Raw genomic sequence first — 19,559 nt, 5'->3', positions numbered from 1 at the left:
TGATTTGTTACAGTTTGATTAATTTAAGTAATTTTCAAACTTTATGTCCTGATATTCAGTAACTTGAAATGATTTCGAAAATCCTAACAAAAACTTGACCGTTTCGGGCCGCGCCTTTGTGATCTTACAGATTTGTTGTTGCTCAGAGTAAATTTCTTCCATATTCCAGCGTTATTGTTATAAAGAAATAACGACGCTAAATATGAAATATTGTTCGGTTCGACCTACTGCCGATTAATTCGTTAAAACGATATTGTGCTTTTCCACTATTTTTCTGAGGTTGATCAGCGCATATCGCATTCTTCCCAAAGCCGTGTTGATGCTTACGCCGGTGTTTTCAGAAATTTCCTTGAAGCTCATATCCCTGTAGATACGCATCATCAAGACTTCTTTCTGGTCTTCTGGCAGTTCTTCGATCAACAAGCTAAGGTCGCTATCAATTTGGTCTTTGATAAGCTGCTTCTCAGCGTTCAGCTTGTCATCCTTGATAACAGAAAAAATGTTGAAATCATCGTTGCCCTCGAATTTTGGCATACGTTTGTTCTTGCGAAAGTGGTCTATGATCAGGTTGTGTGCAATGCGCATCACCCATGGCAAGAACTTGCCTTCTTCACTGTATCTGCCCTTCTTCAAGGTCTTGATGACTTTGATAAAGGTATCTTGAAAGATATCTTCTGTGATATCCCTATCCAATACTTTTGAATAAATAAAGCTTGAAATTCGCTGGTTGTGCCGGTTGATAAGGGTTTCTAGGGCTTTTTCGTCGCCATCCATGTAGTTCTTGACCAATATCGAGTCATCAATCTGTAGTTCCATACAAATTACTTTTTTGGTTAAATCAGGGGCCTTCCTTACTCAGAAAGGTCTTAGAGTTATTAGTTTAATCTTAAAAAAGTAATTATTACTGTATAGGCCTATCAGATTTTTAATTACACCTCAAATATAGACACTTAGGGTGTTTGGATGGAAACTTATGTTGTGATATGCAGTATTTTATATGTCAAAGTTAATAATCTAGTTATTAAGTGCAAGTTGTGGGCACTATTTCTGCTTCATTTCATTTATTTGTTTGTGCCCTTTTTATAATTTCGAAGAATGATTTCACTACAAGATATCGATCCCAAACAGAATATTATCATAAAAGGTGCCAAGCTGCACAATCTCAAGAATATAGATGTGGTGATCCCCCGAAACAAACTGGTTGTGATTACCGGTCTTTCGGGTTCAGGAAAATCGAGCCTTGCCTTTGATACTTTATATGCCGAGGGGCAAAGGCGTTATGTCGAGAGCCTATCTTCGTACGCCCGACAGTTTTTGGGCAAGCTCGACAAGCCCAAGGTCGATTATATAAAAGGAATTGCCCCTGCCATTGCCATTGAGCAAAAGGTGAACTCTACCAATCCCCGTTCTACCGTGGGCACCACTACCGAAATATACGATTACCTAAAACTGCTGTTTGCCCGTGTCGGAAAGACCATTTCACCCGTCTCGGGCAAAGAGGTCAAAAAACAAACGGTCACCAATGTGGTGAAACATGTGGTGGCTTTTGAAGAAGGCACAAAGCTATTGCTGTTGGCACCCATCACCATACCCGAAGACAGGGATGTACAGAAATCACTGCAACTCTTCTCAAAACAGGGCTATGCCCGTATCAAATACGATGGTGCAGTGGTTAGGATCGACCAGGCACCAAAAGAGATCGGCCGTAAATTCGATTTGGTGGTGGATAGGATTGTGGTCAAGGATGATGAAGATTTCCGAAACCGTTTGGCAAATGCCGTTGACAATGCCTTTTTTGAGGGCAAGGGGCGTTGCGTGGTCGAACATTTGGAAACTGGCAAACAACAATTGTTCAGCAATCAGTTCGAGCTCGATGGCATGAGGTTTCTCGAACCCAACGTACACCTTTTCAGCTTTAACAATCCGTATGGGGCCTGCCCCCGCTGTGAGGGCTATGGTGATGTCATTGGTATTGATGAAGACCTGGTGGTTCCGAATACGGCCCTATCGGTATATGAGAATGCCGTATTCCCTTGGCGGGGCGAGAGCATGTCGTGGTACCGTGACCAATTGGTCAATGCCGCCTATAAATTCGATTTTCCCATCCACAAGCCTTGGTATGAGCTTTCAGAAGAGCAAAAACAATTGGTTTGGGACGGCAATGAGCATTTCACTGGATTGAACGAGTTTTTTTCGATGTTGGAAGAAAAAAGCTATAAGATCCAAAACAGAGTGATGCTCTCCCGCTACCGTGGAAAGACGAAATGCAGCCTTTGCAAGGGCAAGCGACTTCGTGAGGAAGCCACCTATGTCAAAATCAATGGTAAATCGATTGTGGACCTCATTGAGCTGCCCATCAAAAAACTGGTTCCTTTCTTTGGGGAATTGCAGCTGTCAGACCACGACCAAAAAATCGCCAAGCGATTGTTGAAGGAAATCACCACCCGTTTGGATTTTCTCGATAAGGTCGGGCTCAGCTATCTCACCCTCAACCGAAAATCGAACACGCTCTCTGGTGGTGAGAGCCAGCGTATCAACCTCGCCACTTCACTGGGCAGCAGTTTGGTGGGTTCCATGTACATTTTGGACGAGCCCAGCATTGGCCTGCACCCAAAAGATACCGAAAACCTCATCGAAGTACTGAAATCGCTACGGGATTTGGGTAATACCGTAATAGTGGTCGAGCACGATGAAGACATTATGAAGGCCGCCGACGAGGTCATTGACATTGGCCCCGAAGCGGGCACTTTGGGCGGTGAAATCGTTGCCACGGGCCCGCTTGATGAGATTTTGAAGTCAAATTCGCTGACCGCTTCTTACCTAAACGGCAGTAAGGAAATCGAGGTGCCCGCCGAAAGGCGCAACTCCAAAAACTATATTCAGGTCATCGGGGCACGTGAAAACAACTTAAAGAATATCAATGTGACCTTTCCCCTGAACATGCTGACGGTGGTCACTGGGGTCTCGGGCAGTGGCAAGAGCACCTTGGTCAAAAAAATACTGTATCCTGCCATTTTGAAGGAAATTGGGGGCTATGGTGAAAAGGCCGGGCAGTTCACCAAATTGGAGGGCAAGTACGCCCACATCAAAAACGTGGAGTTTGTTGACCAAAACCCCATTGGTCGGTCATCACGTAGCAACCCCGTCACCTATATCAAGGCCTACGATGACATTCGGGCCTTGTTCGCGGCACAGAAACTGAGCAAGATCAGAAACTATCAGGCGAAACACTTTTCGTTCAATGTAGACGGGGGGCGTTGCGACAAATGCAAGGGTGAAGGCGAAATCACCGTCGAGATGCAGTTCATGGCAGATGTGCATCTGGAATGCGACGTCTGTAATGGAAAACGCTTTAAAAAAGATATTCTCGAGGTGCAGTTCGAGGGCAAGAACATCAACGATGTGCTCGAAATGACCATCGATGATGCCATCGCCCATTTTGAAAAGTACAACCAGCCCAAAATTGTGACCAAGTTAAAGCCCCTGCAAGATGTTGGCTTGGGCTATGTGACCTTGGGCCAATCGTCTTCTACCCTATCGGGCGGTGAGGCACAGCGCATTAAACTCGCTTCCTTTTTGGTAAAGGGCAACACCAAAGAAAAAGCACTCTTCATCTTCGATGAACCCACCACGGGCCTGCACTTTCACGACATCAACAAACTTTTGGCCTCGTTCAATGCGCTGTTAGAGAAAGGCCACTCCATCATCGTAATCGAGCACAATATCGAACTCATCAAATGCGCCGACTATATCATTGACCTCGGCCCTGAGGGTGGTGAAAACGGTGGCCATTTGGTGGTCGAGGGCACCCCCGAGAAAGTGGTGCAGAATAAAGAATCATTTACTGGAAGATATTTAAGAGATAAATTGTTTTAAAATGGAAAGGTTCTTGGATTTTTTAAATGAGAATAGATGGCTAAATCTAATTTTTCTCGCCCTTACCATAATAAGTATTGTCCTAACAATATTCTTTTATTTTAAAAGTAAAAAGAAGAAGACTCCTACTTATTTAATGAAAACATTCAACTTACTCAAAAACAAGGTTTCTGCGATTGATAAAATAACCATTCATTATTCGAAAAAGCCAGTAAAAAACTTGTCTGTTACAATGTTTTCTTTTTGGAATCATGGTAATGATGTTATTAATTATAGTGACGTTTCTCCTAAGAATCCAATTAGTTTGAGGACCTTGAATAACACTTATATCCTTGATGCTAGATTTTTATTTTTAAAAAATGAGGCTAACAATTTTAAATTTGAAATTTCTGAAGATAAAGAGATGGTGACCATTTTTTTTGATTATTTCTACAGAAATGAAGGATTTAAAATGGAAATCTATCATACTGGGACATCTGGTCAAGATATTGAGCTGGATGGTAGTTTGAAGCATCTGCCGAAAATAAAATCAGCAGAATATAATGACAGCCTTGTTTTAGATATATTATTTGACAATTCCATTGGTTTAATCACAAATAGAATTAATACGAAACTACGAAAATATCTCATTGTACCACTATTTCCATTTCTAATCGTGCTTATAATGATAGGACTGCCTATTCAACTCTTTTATGGCACATTTATTACAACTAAAATTCCTAAAGAGTATTCTTTCAATAGTGACTAAATCTAAGATTAATCCCCAGCTCCTACCAGTTTTTCAACTGGTGGTCAGATTTCTCCCCGCCTTTGGCGGTTCTAAATGACAACCTCCCCCTCTTGAGAGGGGAAGTCCGCCGTGGGCGGACAGGGGTGTGTTATTGTTTTAGTCATTCCGGCAGAGTCCTGATAGCTATCAATGTGACGAGGAATCTCTTGGAATTTCCTAAATCTTTGACCATAAGCCTATTCAGTTCTATTCATCCTCCCAAACAAAAAAGCCAGTACAACCCCATAAACGACGTGCAGGCCACCAAAAATCAGAGAAATGGGCACCTGTAAATCGGGAAAGCCCTTGGCCGCCCCTTTGCCTTCAATGGGCAATACTAGTATGGCCACAAATGCCAAAAGTCCGTAAAGGCCACCGGCCGACCATTTGTTTTTGAAGAGATAGTTGCTAAGTACCCCATATATGGTCCCTGAAATGGCCCCGATTATGAGTCCGAGCAAGACGACCTCCATCGTACCGCCCCAACTAAAGCCGCCTTTGAGGCCGCCCATCAGGGCGATGCCCCGCATGGCGAGTCGCCCGCCTATTCCCAGAACCAAGGTGCCGGCCAAAAGTCCCGCCAAAAACCCGAGAAATGCTCTTTTCAAGATACTGCTCATGGTTTAAAGATAGAAAACTGTAACAGTTTGCCTATATTTTCATCTGTACTATAAATTAGATAGCCAACGATGAAATACCTTAGACTTCCTCTCTGCTTGTGCATTTTAGCCGTCGTAATCGCTGGATGCACTACCAAAACTTCCCAAAATAACAGTTCGACCGATCAAAAAACTGCATTCGACACTCTAAAGGGGCCCTCTGATTTTTACCCCAAAGAACGGGTCAAAGTATTGGTGGTGGGCACTTTTCACTTTGAATATCCAGGGCTTGATGCACACAAGACCTCTGATGAGAACAAGGTAGATGTGCTCAAAGAACCTAAAAAGTCTGAACTTGAAGAACTGGTCGCCTATATCAAAAAGTTCAAGCCCAACAAAGTGGTCATCGAGGCCCGCCCCACATGGAACACCATGGAAAAGTTCGAGCAATACAAAAACGGTGGATTCACCGATAAACGTGACGAGCGTTTTACACTGGGCATGCGCATCGCCAAAGACCTGGGCCTTGATACGCTTTATGCCCTTGATGCCCATTCATTAATAAGAGATCTGTACGAGAAAGATTCTGTTTTGGTCAAGGAGCTGACAAACAAAATTGATGGGGAGGCCGATGATGCTTATTGGGAACTTTCCAAAAAATGGCTTGATTATGAGGATAAGATTAGGTTAAAACTGCCCCTATTGGACTATTTTAAACGTATGAACTCACGAGAAAACCACAGGGCAAATTATGGGCTGTACCTTACGGGAAACATTGGAAACTCTGATGGCCAAGCGGCCGATTACCTATCGATGTGGTGGTACAATCGCAACCTTCGGATATTTGCAAAATTGGTGGAAATCACCGATGGGCCCAAAGACCGTATTCTGGTCATTTTCGGCAACGGGCACGCAGCCTTGTTACGTCATTTGTTTGAAGCCACGCCCCAATACGAGTTTGTGGAGTTCGATAGTTTATAGGCAAAAGTGGGTCAACTTCAGTGATTTTGTATTTTCAATACGTCACTGTCTTGATAGCCTATCCGCTCGGCTTTGGCCTCAAACGACAGGTTTTTGGGCAATACAAAGTTACTGTCTAAATACTTGGAAAAATACTTTGGTGATTAATCTTCGATTACCAGCCAGGTGATATTTGGGGCCAAATCAGCAAAATAAGTAGTTTTTTTTTCTATCCTCTTCCATACAGCCCCAAAAACGATAGACCATCAAAAAGAGTGGAGCATATTTTTTTTTCGTATGTAGCAAAATTCTCTTTTGTTCGAAGACAACCTTTTTTAGGGTAAAGCCAAAATATATCAAACTGACTATCAAATACTTAAATATAAACATCTTTTTTTGGCACACTGTTTGGTACTACATGGGTGGGATGTAAATAGTTGCATTCGGAACCTTAAATCTAAGTATTATGAAAAAGTTTGTACCCTTTTTAGCTGTGCTGTTCTTGGCTGCCTTTGGCGCCCAAGCGGCCAATGTCAGTGAAGATAGGTTGGTTCCCAACTATGTGCGCGGATATGGCAATTCGTTCATCTTTGTTGAGGACGGAATTACCTTTTCTGTGTATCCCGATGGCGAATTTGATTTCTATATAGACAATCGAGTGAATGTCGGGGTTGGGGCACGAATTGGTAACGTTGGTATTACCTTCAACTCCGGTTATAACTACAACCCCTTTGTGCAGTATGATGACTATGGGGCTGTCATTCAGGTAGAGAATGTACCCATTTTTTACGATGCCTTTGGCCGTGTTTCACAAATCGGAAGCGTTGATATATGGTACCGTAACGGCCGTGTACGACGCTTGGGCGGTCTGCACGTGTACTGGAATGCTGGCGTTATAAGCCACTACACCGGTTTTATCAACATCTATAACAGGCACTATGTGTACCGACCTTTCCATAGGTGGTTTGCCCGCCCTGCTGTAGGCTTCTGTACCGTTTGGAACACTCCCTATAGGAGGTTTTACAGGCCTATCAGGTATACCTACTACAGGCCCTACAGACATAACTTCAGGAGACCCTTCTACAGGTTTGGAAGACCCTACAAGCAGTATCGACATAACGATGACCGTTATGGATATAGACACTCGCGAAGGGCAAAGATCTATAGAAACGACCGTAGGGTTGCTGTACGCGAAAACCGTGGTAGAAGAGATGATTTTCAGGCTAGAAGCAACCGAACGGTGGGTGAGCGAAGAACAGTGTCTCGCAGTAACAAGGGCTATCGTGGCAATACAGATCGAGTGGCCGTTGACAGAAACAGATCTGTTAAGCGGAGTGATGTAAGAAGAGATGACAAAGTGGGGAAAAGATCCAATCGTTCCGCTACCGTTTCAAGAAGAACGGTAACCAAAAGGCCCAGAGGTAGAACCGTGACCAAGCGTGAGGTGACTTCGACACCACGCACAAAAACGGTAAAGCGCAGCACGACCCGGTCGTATAAGAAGCCGGAGGCCCGAAACTCGAAACGTTCGGTTGTCCGAAACGATAGGTCTCAGAACGTGCGACGAAGCACAACACAAAAAAGAACAGTGGACCGTAGCAGTAACTCGAGAAATGTACAACGCAAAACTGCACCGCAAAGAAAAACGGTACAGCGAAGTACCTCATCGTCTCGAAAAAGTTCTGCCAAACGCAGCGCGCCCACTTCAAGAAGAAGTGGTGCAAGCTCGAGAACCAGAAGTACTCGGAACCACTAATAGGAATAAACCTTGTTTGTAGCGTCGGTTCTCTCCCATTGAGACTACACGCTCGATCAGGGTGCCAAAGACAGTTTTTAGGTTGGTTAGTTGTTTGACCCCGTGGCGGATTCGTCTGCTACGGGGTTTTTCTTGGTGAAACCACATTTTTGAAAACGACCAGTAAATTCAAAATGTAATGGTAGACCAGTCCCAGAAACGTCGAAATCTTATTGGGCAAATAAGTTTGTTTCTAGAGTTGAACCGACCCTGAGCCAAGCGAAGGTTTTCATAATCGAAGGGCTCTTCAACATCAAATGATACTTTTGTGAGATTCTTCGTCCCGTCCCGATAGCTATCGGGAATCGGAACTGAGAATGACAAATACAGAATAAAATATTTATTTCTTCCCCAAAAACTTTTTAATGAATCCGGTTACATCCTCAGAAATGTCAAAGCGGTACAAAATACCTGCATACATAGCCCCTATCAAGAGTGACTTGAGACCAATATTGGCAATGGGGTGAAAGGGAAATTGTAGGTAACTGAACAAAAATCCAAGCAACAAGAGGGCCAAAAATACCTTTAAAGTATTCTTTGTAAATGGTACAATGCCAAATTTGGAATAAACGTACCATACTTTCAACATGCTGAAAACAAAGATGGCCACAAAACTTGCGAGGGCGGCTCCAACAATACCCATTTTGGGAATCAACAACCAATTAAGCAAAATGGTCAACAAGGCCAGCCCCACCCCAAAAGCCAACACAGTTCTGTAGTATTTTGAGTTATAGAGTATGGCATTGTTGTTTCCCAAGAGGGAATCCATCACTTTTGCCAATCCGATCAAGAAAACGATATAAAAACCGCCACGGTACTCTCCAGGGATTAGCAAATACAGGTCATTGAGATTCAGCACGATGAGCAAAAACAACAATCCAGCTGCAATAAAGAGGGTCAACGATGTTTTTTGATACAGGGCCTTTAGACCTTTCTCATCTTGGTTTCCCAATAATTCTGAGGTCAAGGGATACGTGATTTGGTGCATGGATCTTGAGGGCACGATAATGACCGTGGCGATAAAGACGGCCACACTGTAATACGCCACATTCTCGATGGCAACAAACTGGTTGATCATCACCTTATCGATTTCAAGGAGGATAAGCGCGGCGGATCCACCCAAAATAATTAGAATGCTATAGGTGAGTATCTCTTTGGTTTCCTTTGGAAAATGAAAGCTCAACTTGGGCAGGTAAAGGGTATAGGCATATATTTTCATGATAACCGTTCGCAAGAGGTAAAGGGCGACCAATGCTTTAAGAAAAAAACCGAGGTCTATCCATTCAAAGTAGTACGCCAGCAATAACAGGGTTACTCCCAACCTGACAAAGACCTCTTTCATGAAATTACCGAACACCGATTTCAGGTGTACCTTGCTATAAGCATAGAACACTTCAAAATAGGCCATGGCCAGCCCTACCAAAAAAATGTACCAGATATAGTCTTTGACAATAGGGTTCTTGGTACCCAAAAGTCCTGCAATCGGGTCATAAAATAAGACAGTCAACACCGCTAGAGGCACAGTAGTAAGCAAGGGTGCGAGTATCATAAGGCTCAAGAAACCATCTTTTTCGCCATTGCGATGGGTATTGAAGTATTTTACCATCGTATTGTGAACCCCAAAGGCCATCAAAGGCATAAGAATGGCGCCTGTTGCCAAAATCAGTGTCACGAGTCCGAAATACTGGGCCGGTAGAATCTTGGTATATAAAAAGAGAATGTTCACCGCCCCTACCCCAAATCCGATGTAGGTGATAATGGTATTAGCAAGCGATTGCCTTAAGACGATTCCCATACAATAAACTTGGCCAATTGTTCAGTGAGAGCCCGCCGATGATATTTTTCTGTTCCCTGCGGCTGGATGGTCAACTCACCGGTTTTATAGGCATTAAACCATTTCAAAAGTACTTCTTTTAATGATTTGCCGTCTTTTGGCGTACAATATATGCCCGATTGGGTCTCGGTGACCAACTGCCCCCCTTCCCAATTTGCTGGGCCGATGGCCAAAATCGGGCGTTTGGCCCTTACGTATTCGAACACTTTCCCCGGAATGATGCCCTTAGTTTCTTCTGAATCGATTTCCAACAACAACAATACCTGTGCCGATTGTTGCAAACTTTGGACTTTTTCGTGCGGCACGTAACCCAATAGTTCCACAAAATTTTCGAGGCCATGTTCTCGAAAAGATTGTAATACCTGCCCACTTACGGCACCCCCCAATTGAATTTTCAAGTGCTCGGCAAAGTCTTGTTCTTCTTCTATCAGTGTTGACAATACCTTCCACAATACTTCTGGGTTGCGGTCTGTCAACAACGAACCGATATGCGAAAGGGTGAATTTTGAATCTAACATCACGCGCGCATCACCGTCATCATAGCCATTTGTGATGGTTTCAATGGGTCTTTTAGTCAATTTTTCGAGTTCACTTTTGGTGGTATTGCTGGTAACAACAATTTTATCGGCATTATTGAGCACCTTGCTTTCCAGCTGTTTGTGCTTTCGTTGGGAAGATTTTGTAAGTCGCAACATTCTATGGTAACCAATGGTTGTCCACGGATCCCGAAAATCAGCAATCCATTGCAGGTCAGGATATTTTTCCTTGAGTCCCATACCAATTAGATGCAGGCTATGAGGAGGCCCTGAAGTGATGATGGTCTTGATGTTTTCTGTGGCCAGAATTTCAGAGAGGTAGCGAACGGATGGCTCTACCCATGCCTTTCGTGCATCGGGTATAAACAGATTGCCACGAATCCACAGCATTATTTTTTCAAGAACGGATTGTTGTTTTTCTTTTGGAATGATGCCCGAACTGATTGTCTTTATCTTTTTTTTTGAGAAAATAGCGGCCCATCGATAAGGTTCTTTGATCGGGTGTTTCAAGACTTTTACGGTTTTTGGAATCTCTTTCACCAACGATCCATCCATCAGGGGGTAATGGGGATTTTCAGGAACATATACCCAAGGTTCAAAACCAAACTCGGGAAGGTATTTTACGAATTTCAACCATCGCTGCACCCCTGGCCCACCTGCCGGTGGCCAATAATACGTGATAATAAGTACCTTTTGCATCAGGTTTTCGTTTTTTCCCTTTTGGGCCAAAATAGATAGAGTAGTCCGAGCAAAAACAATAGTCCAAGCAAAATATTACTGCCAAGTGCAATTTTGCTTCCGGTTTCCACAACTTTTGGCTCAAATCTGAACTCGATTTCATGCTCACCCGCCGGTATTTTCATGCCTCTCAAGGCATAATTGACCCTATAATGGTCGGTAGGCTTTCCGTCCAAATAGGCATTCCATCCATGGGGGTAAAACATTTCAGAGAATACGGCAAAGCCCTCGTTGGGGTTGCTCGAACGGTACTTCAGGTAATCGGGGCGGTACTCGATAAGTTGAATGGTGGCCGTGGAATCCACCCCATAACTTGTCTTGACCAGCCACGGATATTTTTGGGTATTCACCACGGCAGTTTTCTTGGTGTCGATATCGCCCAGCGCCTGGATTGCCTCATCAGGTGATTTGACCGCTTTGATGTTCTCGACGAACCATGCATTGCCATTCGCGTTTTCGTTTAGGGCTGCATAGGTTCTACCCTCTTCATCTTGCTGCATTATATACTTCACATTCAGCATATTGAGCACCTGTAAATTGTTTTTGTAGATATGAAACTCAAACAGGTCTTGCATGGCCCTGGGCTTGGCCGCATGGTAGCCGCCTATCGAGTGGTGAAAAAACGAGGTGCGCGCACCGTTCAACCCTTCGTTGGGGTCAAAGACCCTGAAAACACCGGGGTCTTGCATAATTTGCTTATCAGCCTCAGAGGGTTGAAACGGATTGTTGACCACCCTTTGTCGCACAAAATCATCGGCGTTCACATAACGCAGGTTTACACCGACCAAATCAATCAATAAAAGTGCGCCCAACGCTAATGCCAAGATATTCTTGTTAATTTTGTCTTTGATAAAAAACCACAACGCCAATGCGGTCAGCAGTACAAAAATCAATGTTCGCAGGGTATCGTTCACATACACAGCCTCGCGGTCACTTTGTACCATGGCCATCAGCTCATCACCAAAATAGCGTCGATAGCTGTCATCGTTCAGTCCTTCAAAGTCGAAGAACCCCTTCATCAAAAAAATGGCAACGCATAGCCCGACGGTAATGAAGGTGCTCCATTTTAGGGCCCGCATTTTTTCTGTGGTCTTCACCTTCTTTTTGGCGAGCTGCATCAATCCCAAGATTCCAAGAACGGGGATACAAAGCTCCAACACTACCTGTACCGATGATACCGCCCTGAATTTGTTATAAAGTGGAAAATAATCGATCATGAAATTGGTCAACGCAGGAAAGTTCTTTCCCCATGAAAGCAGCAGAGACAGCAGCACACCTGCCACGAGCCACCACTTGTGCTTTGCTTTAACCAAAAAAAGCCCCAGCACGAACAAAAAGAAGACCACAGCCCCCACATAGGCCGGGGCCGCCACGATGGGCTGTTTGCCCCAATAAAGCGGTAGGCCGCCCGTAAATTCAAGGGCACGTGAGGGCGGCAGCCCTTGTTCGGTCAAAAAGGCATAGGCCTTTGAGTCTTTTCCCAGATTTTCGCTGTTCGAACCGCCGAACAACCGGGGCACAAAAAGATTGAGCGACTCTAAAATGCCGTAACTGTATTGGGTAATGTATTCTTTGTCAAGGCCGTCTTTTACTTCTTTCGGGCTACCGTCGGGGTTGATGGTAAGCTCCGATTTGCCCCGTGTGCTCCAATCGGCATATTCTTTGGTGGCCATGAGTCCCGTGGCATTGGTGGCAACGCCCAAAACAACGGCGCCCACTAAAATTCCAACGGAAACAAAAAAGTGTTTCAGTTCTTTTTCCTTGATGGCATAGATAAGATAGACGGCCCCCATAACCAATACCAAGAGCATAAAATAATAGGTCATCTGGTAATGGTTGGCACTGATTTCAAGGGCCATCGCCAAAGCGGTCAGCAAAAACCCCAAGATGTATTTCTTTCGGAAGACCAGGATAATTCCGCCCAACAAAAAGGGAATGTAGCCAAGGGCATGTGCCTTTGCATTGTGGCCCACCCCCAAGATAATGATGAGATAGGTCGAAAAACCAAAGGCCAGGGCACCCAAAACCGCCCATCGCCATTTTGCCTTCATACAGAGCATCAACACATAAAACCCCAGCAGGTACAAAAACAGGTAATCGGCTGGCCGGGGAAGAAAACGGATGAGCCTATCGAGTTTCTTTACGTAGTCGTGCGGATAATTGGCTCCCAATTGATAAGTGGGCATGCCCCCGAAGGCACTGTTCGTCCAATACGACTCTATGCCAGTGTTCTTCTTAAAGTCATCGCGCTCTTTGGCCATGCCCTTGTACTGGGCAATGTCTGATTGAAAAATGGCCTTGCCCTGCAATACGGGGTAAAAATACACCGTTGAGGCCAGCACAAACAATACAATTACGATAAGATGGGTGAAAATTGCCTTGGCAGAAAGCTTCATAGACCGGTTTTGAGTGCCTAAAGATCACTCAATTTCTTCAAAATCTATATATTCTCCAACTTTTTTTGAGGGATTGGCCTTGGGGTTGGGCCGCTTTGAAATGGTGGTCTCGCCCTCTTTCTGTTTCGGATCTGAATAATCGTCGAACGTGCCGAACTGTTGCCCAAATCGTTCCTCAGCCTTTTTAACGGCATACCCAAAGAGTTTTGGGGCCAATAACCGCCACAGCAATTTCAGTGTATAGTATACTAATATGAGTACTAATATCGTTTTCAGTAAAGCCATAGGTGTTCACTATAAATTCAAAATTACATTGTTGGTCCTTTTTTTGGCCACAAAGTTTCATAAAATAGTATTAAAACAGGTTGTATGGACCTTTCATCATTGAAAAAAATTCTTTTCTGTACCCTTTTGCTTCCCTTTGCGGCCTTGGGGCAATACACCGATGTGATCAACTCAAACCGGCCCGGACTCTCGGTAAGTGCCTATGCGGTAGGGAAAAACGTGGTGCAGGCAGAATTTGGCATGCTCTACGAACAGCAAGACCATGCCGACCTTAGCACCGAATCGAATATTTTGGGAGCAGACCTTTCTTTGCGATACGGACTGCTCGTCGAGCAATTGGAAATCAATTACGAAGGTACCTTTATCAACCAAAACATTACGTTCAACAATTTTGGGTTCAGCGAAAAGCGGACCGATTTTTCAAGAAACCGATTGGGAATCAAATATTTGATATACGATCGTTACAAAGACCCTGAGCGCAACAAGCCCAATTTGTACAGCTGGCGGGCCAACAATCTCTTTCAACTAAAGAATTTGATACCGTCAGTGTCGCTTTATGGTGGGGCCACCTTCAATTTGGGCGACAATCCGTTCTACCCCGAAGACCCCACCATTTCATACCGTGGTATGGTGGCCACACAAAGTCGTCTAACACCTAGAATGGTGTTGATATCGAACATTGCCTATGACCGCATCTCGTCCGATGACCCAGAGTTGAGCTATCTGGTTTCGCTGTCGTATGCCTTTAGAAATCCCAAATGGAGTGCTTTTGTGGAACATCAGGGCATAGATAGCGACCGATATTCAGACCTGTTGTTGCGAACAGGGGTCGCACACCTTTTTAGCCCGAATTTTCAGGCCGACATCAACTTGGGGGCCAGTTTTAAAAGCACGCCCTCCCGTATTTTCATTTCCACCGGGTTCTCGTACCGGCTGGATTTTCATAAAGATGAGATGAAACCTGTCGACCAGCAGAGTACGGGCAACAAAATCAGCCGTAAGGCCATGAAAAAGCGGAAAAGGGGCAAAAGAAAGAAAAAGGACAAACTAGACTTCTAAGTTTTGACGGCCCCGCTTTTCTACTGCACCGAATATTCATAATATTGTGGGTAATCAAACGAATTGTCAGTTTGAGCGCAGTCGAGAACAGCTTACGTTTTTCGTTCGATAGGTTTTAATTGCGCCAGACTTGACATAGTAGCAGCAAAGTAGCACTATGATCACACTTAAAGAAGCCACCACCAAGTCTGAACTCAAACAGTTTGTCAAATTTCCCTTTTCGCTCTACAAGGGCAATCCCTATTGGGTTCCGCCCATTATCAAAGATGAGGTCGATTCATTTGACAAGAACAAAAACCCCGTCTTTAAAGATGCCGATGCCTGGTTTTTCTTGGCCTACAAAGATGGCAAGATAGTGGGCCGTGTGGCCGCCATCATCAACTGGCTTGAGGTAAACGAACAAGGACTCAAAAAAATGCGATTCGGCTGGTTTGATTTTGTGGATGACAAAGCTGTTTCGAAAGTACTGCTCGACAAGGTGGCAGAAATAGGAAAAGCCAACAACCTTGAATATATGGAAGGGCCCGTAGGTTTTTCAAACCTCGACAAAGTTGGGGTGCTGATTGAGGGGTTTGACCATATCGGCACCATGATCACTTGGTACAACCATCCTTATTATCGATCACACTACGAGGCGTACGGCATGGTAAAGGAAAAAGGGTACCTAGAAAATAAATTTTTGTTTTCTGCCGCCCACCCCAGTCTGTTCTCAAAGGCCAACGAACTGGTAAAACGCCGCTACAAACTACGACCGCTGAACTTTACCAAAAGTGAGGACATTATGCCCTGGGTAGATAAGATGTTCGATCTGTTCAATGCCTCCTACGCCAAATTGTCGTCTTTTGTAAAGATCACCGATATCCAAAAAGAATATTTCAAAAAAAAATACATCAGCTTTATCAACCCAGAGTATATAAAATTCGTGGTTGATGAAAGCGATAACCTGGTAGCCTTTGCCATTGTAATGCCCTCTTTTTCAAAGGCCCTTCAAAAGGCAAATGGCAAGCTCTTTCCGTTTGGCGTCTTTCATTTGTTAAAAGCCAAAAAACATAGTAAAGACGTTATTTTCTATCTGATAGGGATACATCCCGAATACCAGAGCAAGGGGGTTACCGCCATCATCTTTAATGAATACTACCACACTTTTACGGAAAAAGGAATTGTCAACTGTATCCGCACCCCCGAATTGGAAGACAACATCGCCATTCGCCAGCTCTGGAAGCATTTTAACCCCGTGACCCATAAAAAGCGCTGGACATTCAGGAAGGATTTGTAGGGTTAAATAAAGCCTATGAAATAGGACAGGGCATGTGACTTTTTAAATTTTGCTGTCAGCAAGCGTTTATTGGGATTTTGGATATTCATTGCAATACTTTTATCGCTTTAATAAATATTGATTTCAGTCTATCTGGATTTGGGCACTACCTTTACAAACAAAAATAAAATGTTGAGCAAAGTGAAAATTCTTGTTATTGTTGGCATAGTGATTTTGGGTAACCTAACTTATGGGCAGGATAAGCAATTTGGTTTCCACTACTCCATAACTGAAATCGATCAAAATTTTGATGTTGACAAGGTATTTTACAAAGATACTGGGCGCAAAATTACAAAAAGAACATTTAGTGAATTGATAAGGAAAAATCCAAATTTGTATTTGGAAAAGGAAATTGATGAGCATGGTAATGTTGTTCGATATTTTTATGATCCCAAAAATCAAGTTGCAAATAACACTCCCAATGCCCGAAATGAATTGATTGAAAAAGGAAATTTCCCAAACTTTAAAATGACAACAATCGACCAAACAAAAATTGATCTTAAAGAACTAAAAGGGAAACTTGTAATTTTAAGATTTGAACTTTGTGCAAATGATTTCAGATTTAAAAAGCATGAAATTCAAAAACTCGACGAAAAAATAAATGCTCTTGCAAACAAGAAAAGTGTTAAATCCATAATTGTATTCCAATGTAATAAAAATGAAGTTCGAAAAGGTTTCGACCTTAAGAATTCCAATTTTGAATTGGTTGCCAACGGACAAAACTTTATAGAAAAATATGGCATAACACGTTTTCCTTCAACTCTCTTGCTTGACCAAAATGGAAATTTTATAGAAAAATATTCTTACTCAGAAGATATTGATCTTGAAGAATTTTTAAAAAATTAATATTAACGTTCATACAGTTAAAAGATTATTAATGACCTTGTCAGCCCAGAGCTGTGCTGTTACTCCCCAACAAAAACCAAATTAGCCTTGTCTTCTTTATTAAAGCAACACTTAGAAACCATTTTGGGCGAGCCCGTAAAAACGATAAGTGCGGTTTCAGGTGGCGACATCTCAAATGCCCACATGGTTACGACCGCCAATGAACGGTATTTTGTTAAAAGCTCAAACGATTCAAGCGCCTCGGCCATGTACGAGGCCGAAACCAAGGGTTTGCAACAATTGGCGGCCACCAATACCATAAAAGTTCCCATCATTTTTAAAATTGGTCACCTTGGGGATGTTTCCTATTTGGTAATGGAGCATGTTGAAAGCAAACGGCCGTCAGAGCAGGATTTTGAACGTTTGGGATATCAGTTGGCACAGCTACATTTGGCCTGGACAGCCACAAGATTTGGCAACGACCATGACAATTTTATCGGCAGTTTGCCCCAAAGTAATAGGCAGCACATTGATTGGGTCACGTTTTATGTCGAAGAACGCTTGCTACCGCAGCTAGAAATGGCCATGAGACAAGAATTGTTGTTGAAACAGCAGATTCCCCCCGCCACAAAAATGCGCGACGTGTGCCAACATTTCTTTGGGGAAGTGCGCCCATCCCTACTCCACGGCGACCTTTGGGGCGGCAATTACTTGATTTCCACCGATGGCATACCCTACTTGATTGACCCGGCCGTGTATGTGGGCCATTCAGAGGTTGACTTGGCGATGAGCCGCCTCTTTGGTGGGTTTGGCAATGCTTTCTATAGGGCCTATCACGAAATTATTTCTCCCCATGAAAACCAAAAAGATTGCAATGATATCTATCAGTTGTACTATCTATTGGTACATCTGAACCTGTTTGGAAGTTCGTATCGGAGTTCGGTGTTGCGAATTTTGGGAAAATATTTCAGGTAACTTTTTTGTCATTCTGAGCGTAGGGAAGAATCCCAAAATCAGTTTGTTTAGGATGCCTTTTTGCTTAGTTCGACAACATGGTAAAAAAGGGGGGTTGGGTTGCTTGCCCAAGGACAAAATTTTCAAAACCGCGCCACCCACCCCGCTTCCGCTTCGCTGAACCACCCCTCCCTGACCAGGGCGGGGAGCCTTAAATCTTAAATTAGGGGTTGGAAATTGAAATTTGAATTCTGCATGTCACTCTCCCATGGCGGCAGCCACGGCAGCGGAAAGCCGCTTATAGGTACCGTTCTGTAAACGCTCACGGATGGCCGAAAAGGCATCCAAGGTTTCGTTGATATCGTCCATGGTATGGGTGGCCGTGGGTATCAATCGAAGTAAAATCATTCCTTTAGGTATAACAGGGTAAACCACTATACTACAGAATATTCCATAATTTTCTCGAAGATCTTTTACCAAGGCCATCGCCTCTGGAATACTTCCACTCAGATACACGGGTGTAACACAGCTCGAAGTGGTACCGATATCGAACCCGCGCTCTTTGAGTCCGTTTTGCAAGGCGTTCACGTTTTCCCACAGCTTGGCCTTGAGCTCAGGCATCGTGCGCAACATTTCCAATCGTTTCAAGGCACCCTTAACAAAGATCATCGGCAACGATTTGGCGAACATTTGGGAACGCATATTGTATTTCAAATAATCGATGATTTCTTTATCTGCAGCTACAAATGCACCGATACCGGCCATCGATTTGGCAAAAGTGGCCAAATAAACATCAATATCATCTTGTACACCCTGCTCTTCGCCCGTACCGGCACCTGTTTTGCCCAATGTGCCAAAACCATGCGCATCATCTACCAATAATCGGAACTTATATTTTTTCTTAAGGGCAACAATCTCTTTTAAGATGCCCTGTTCGCCACGCATTCCAAAAACCCCCTCGGAAATTACCAAAATGCCGCCACCATTTTGTTCGGCCATCTTGGTAGCCCTTTCAAGGTTTTTCTCCAAACTCTCCACATCATTGTGTTTAAAGGTGAAGCGTTTACCCATATGTAGGCGCACCCCATCGATGATACAGGCATGGGAGTCAACATCGTAAACGATGATGTCGTCTTTGGTGACCAACGAATCAATGACCGACATAAAGCCTTGGTACCCAAAATTCAGCAGGTACGCTGCTTCTTTCTTGACGAAAGCGGCCAGTTCTTTCTCCAGTTTTTCATGATAATCGGTATGGCCGCTCATCATACGGGCCCCCATTGGATAGGCGGCACCGTGCTCGAGCGCGGCCTCAGAATCAACTTTCTTGATCTCCGGCAGATTGGCAAGGCCGAGGTAATCATTGATGCTCCAAGTGATTACTTCCTTGCCTTGAAATTTCATTCTATTTGATATGGGGCCCTCTAATTTGGGGAACACAAAATACCCTTCGGCCTGCGAGGCCCATTTGCCCAACGGCCCCTTGTTTTCAATGATTCTATCAAATAAATCCTTCATCTACCTTGAATTGATTTAACTGCAAAAGTAGGCAATTTTGATAAGCATTTCCAATCAATATAAGCATAAAAAAAGCAACAGCGTTACCTGTTGCTTTTCC

General features: G+C 43.7%; 15 protein-coding genes. 8 read left to right on the top strand and 7 right to left on the bottom strand.

Annotated elements, in window-relative coordinates:
* Positions 1–234: 234 nt before the first annotated feature.
* The gene (locus VC82_RS13230) at positions 235–816 is read right to left on the bottom strand and encodes an RNA polymerase sigma factor (protein WP_045802791.1); all 582 of its coding nucleotides are present in this window, start codon (positions 814–816) and stop codon (positions 235–237) included.
* A 279-nt stretch (positions 817–1,095) separates the two neighbouring features.
* On the opposite strand from VC82_RS13230, the gene uvrA reads away from it, so the two are divergent.
* Both uvrA and VC82_RS13220 read left to right on the top strand, forming a co-directional pair.
* The gene (gene uvrA / locus VC82_RS13225; RefSeq protein WP_045802790.1) at positions 1,096–3,876 is read left to right on the top strand and encodes an excinuclease ABC subunit UvrA; all 2,781 of its coding nucleotides are present in this window, start codon (positions 1,096–1,098) and stop codon (positions 3,874–3,876) included.
* A 1-nt stretch (position 3,877) separates the two neighbouring features.
* On the top strand, positions 3,878–4,624 hold the full coding sequence (locus VC82_RS13220; RefSeq protein WP_045802789.1) for a hypothetical protein: 747 nt from the start codon (positions 3,878–3,880) through the stop codon (positions 4,622–4,624).
* 218 nt (positions 4,625–4,842) lie between these two features.
* Here VC82_RS13220 and VC82_RS13215 read toward each other — a convergent pair whose 3' ends face one another.
* The gene (locus VC82_RS13215) at positions 4,843–5,265 is read right to left on the bottom strand and encodes a hypothetical protein (protein WP_045802788.1); all 423 of its coding nucleotides are present in this window, start codon (positions 5,263–5,265) and stop codon (positions 4,843–4,845) included.
* Positions 5,266–5,334: 69 nt separating this feature from the next.
* Between VC82_RS13215 and VC82_RS13210 the strand changes: the two genes are divergently transcribed.
* Positions 5,335–6,225 (top strand): DUF5694 domain-containing protein, encoded by an 891-nt coding sequence (locus VC82_RS13210; RefSeq protein ID WP_045802787.1) that lies wholly within the window; start codon positions 5,335–5,337, stop codon positions 6,223–6,225.
* 445 nt (positions 6,226–6,670) lie between these two features.
* Positions 6,671–7,960, top strand: coding sequence for a hypothetical protein (locus tag VC82_RS13200; RefSeq protein WP_045802785.1), 1,290 nt, complete (start codon positions 6,671–6,673; stop codon positions 7,958–7,960).
* Between the two features lie 379 nt (positions 7,961–8,339).
* On the opposite strand, the gene VC82_RS13195 is transcribed toward VC82_RS13200, so the two are convergent.
* The 4 genes from VC82_RS13195 to VC82_RS13180 are packed head-to-tail and all read right to left on the bottom strand — an operon-like array spanning position 8,340 to position 13,788.
* A complete protein-coding gene (locus VC82_RS13195; protein WP_045802784.1) occupies positions 8,340–9,794 on the bottom strand; it encodes a lipopolysaccharide biosynthesis protein in 1,455 nt (484 codons plus the stop codon).
* Complete coding sequence (locus VC82_RS13190) at positions 9,779–11,068, bottom strand: glycosyltransferase family 4 protein (protein ID WP_045803451.1); 1,290 nt, start codon at positions 11,066–11,068, stop codon at positions 9,779–9,781. The genes VC82_RS13195 and VC82_RS13190 overlap by 16 nt, the downstream gene beginning before the upstream one ends.
* A complete protein-coding gene (locus VC82_RS13185; protein WP_045802783.1) occupies positions 11,068–13,503 on the bottom strand; it encodes a YfhO family protein in 2,436 nt (811 codons plus the stop codon). Before VC82_RS13185 ends, VC82_RS13190 begins: the two co-directional genes overlap by 1 nt.
* A gap of 24 nt (positions 13,504–13,527) precedes the next feature.
* Complete coding sequence (locus VC82_RS13180; RefSeq protein ID WP_045802782.1) at positions 13,528–13,788, bottom strand: DUF4834 family protein; 261 nt, start codon at positions 13,786–13,788, stop codon at positions 13,528–13,530.
* 84 nt (positions 13,789–13,872) lie between these two features.
* Here VC82_RS13180 and VC82_RS13175 point away from each other — a divergent pair, with 84 nt between their 5' ends.
* The 4 genes from VC82_RS13175 to VC82_RS13160 all read left to right on the top strand — a co-directional run bounded on the left by VC82_RS13175 (position 13,873) and on the right by VC82_RS13160 (position 17,962).
* On the top strand, positions 13,873–14,847 hold the full coding sequence (locus tag VC82_RS13175; RefSeq protein ID WP_045802781.1) for a transporter: 975 nt from the start codon (positions 13,873–13,875) through the stop codon (positions 14,845–14,847).
* Between the two features lie 157 nt (positions 14,848–15,004).
* On the top strand, positions 15,005–16,123 hold the full coding sequence (locus VC82_RS13170; protein WP_045802780.1) for a hypothetical protein: 1,119 nt from the start codon (positions 15,005–15,007) through the stop codon (positions 16,121–16,123).
* A 168-nt stretch (positions 16,124–16,291) separates the two neighbouring features.
* Complete coding sequence (locus tag VC82_RS13165) at positions 16,292–17,008, top strand: TlpA family protein disulfide reductase (RefSeq protein WP_157518112.1); 717 nt, start codon at positions 16,292–16,294, stop codon at positions 17,006–17,008.
* Between the two features lie 87 nt (positions 17,009–17,095).
* On the top strand, positions 17,096–17,962 hold the full coding sequence (locus tag VC82_RS13160; protein ID WP_052699035.1) for a fructosamine kinase family protein: 867 nt from the start codon (positions 17,096–17,098) through the stop codon (positions 17,960–17,962).
* Between the two features lie 237 nt (positions 17,963–18,199).
* On the opposite strand, the gene VC82_RS13155 is transcribed toward VC82_RS13160, so the two are convergent.
* Positions 18,200–19,459, bottom strand: coding sequence for a cysteate-C-fatty acyltransferase (locus VC82_RS13155; protein WP_045802778.1), 1,260 nt, complete (start codon positions 19,457–19,459; stop codon positions 18,200–18,202).
* Positions 19,460–19,559: the final 100 nt, after the last annotated feature.

The sequence above is a fragment of the Flagellimonas lutaonensis genome (assembly GCF_000963865.1).
In the GTDB taxonomy this organism is placed as follows: domain Bacteria; phylum Bacteroidota; class Bacteroidia; order Flavobacteriales; family Flavobacteriaceae; genus Flagellimonas_A; species Flagellimonas_A lutaonensis.
This window is presented reverse-complemented; position numbering and strand designations above follow the sequence as displayed.

Coding starts and splice junctions, on each gene's coding strand:
- VC82_RS13220 (WP_045802789.1), top strand. CDS start 3,878: ATGGAAAGGTTCTTGGATTTTTTAAATGAGAATAGATGGCTAAATCTA.
- VC82_RS13185 (WP_045802783.1), bottom strand. CDS start 13,503: ATGAAGCTTTCTGCCAAGGCAATTTTCACCCATCTTATCGTAATTGTA.
- VC82_RS13165 (WP_157518112.1), top strand. CDS start 16,292: ATGTTGAGCAAAGTGAAAATTCTTGTTATTGTTGGCATAGTGATTTTG.
- VC82_RS13215 (WP_045802788.1), bottom strand. CDS start 5,265: ATGAGCAGTATCTTGAAAAGAGCATTTCTCGGGTTTTTGGCGGGACTT.
- VC82_RS13210 (WP_045802787.1), top strand. CDS start 5,335: ATGAAATACCTTAGACTTCCTCTCTGCTTGTGCATTTTAGCCGTCGTA.
- VC82_RS13195 (WP_045802784.1), bottom strand. CDS start 9,794: ATGGGAATCGTCTTAAGGCAATCGCTTGCTAATACCATTATCACCTAC.
- VC82_RS13200 (WP_045802785.1), top strand. CDS start 6,671: ATGAAAAAGTTTGTACCCTTTTTAGCTGTGCTGTTCTTGGCTGCCTTT.
- VC82_RS13175 (WP_045802781.1), top strand. CDS start 13,873: ATGGACCTTTCATCATTGAAAAAAATTCTTTTCTGTACCCTTTTGCTT.
- uvrA (WP_045802790.1), top strand. CDS start 1,096: ATGATTTCACTACAAGATATCGATCCCAAACAGAATATTATCATAAAA.
- VC82_RS13170 (WP_045802780.1), top strand. CDS start 15,005: ATGATCACACTTAAAGAAGCCACCACCAAGTCTGAACTCAAACAGTTT.
- VC82_RS13190 (WP_045803451.1), bottom strand. CDS start 11,068: ATGCAAAAGGTACTTATTATCACGTATTATTGGCCACCGGCAGGTGGG.
- VC82_RS13155 (WP_045802778.1), bottom strand. CDS start 19,459: ATGAAGGATTTATTTGATAGAATCATTGAAAACAAGGGGCCGTTGGGC.
- VC82_RS13180 (WP_045802782.1), bottom strand. CDS start 13,788: ATGGCTTTACTGAAAACGATATTAGTACTCATATTAGTATACTATACA.
- VC82_RS13230 (WP_045802791.1), bottom strand. CDS start 816: ATGGAACTACAGATTGATGACTCGATATTGGTCAAGAACTACATGGAT.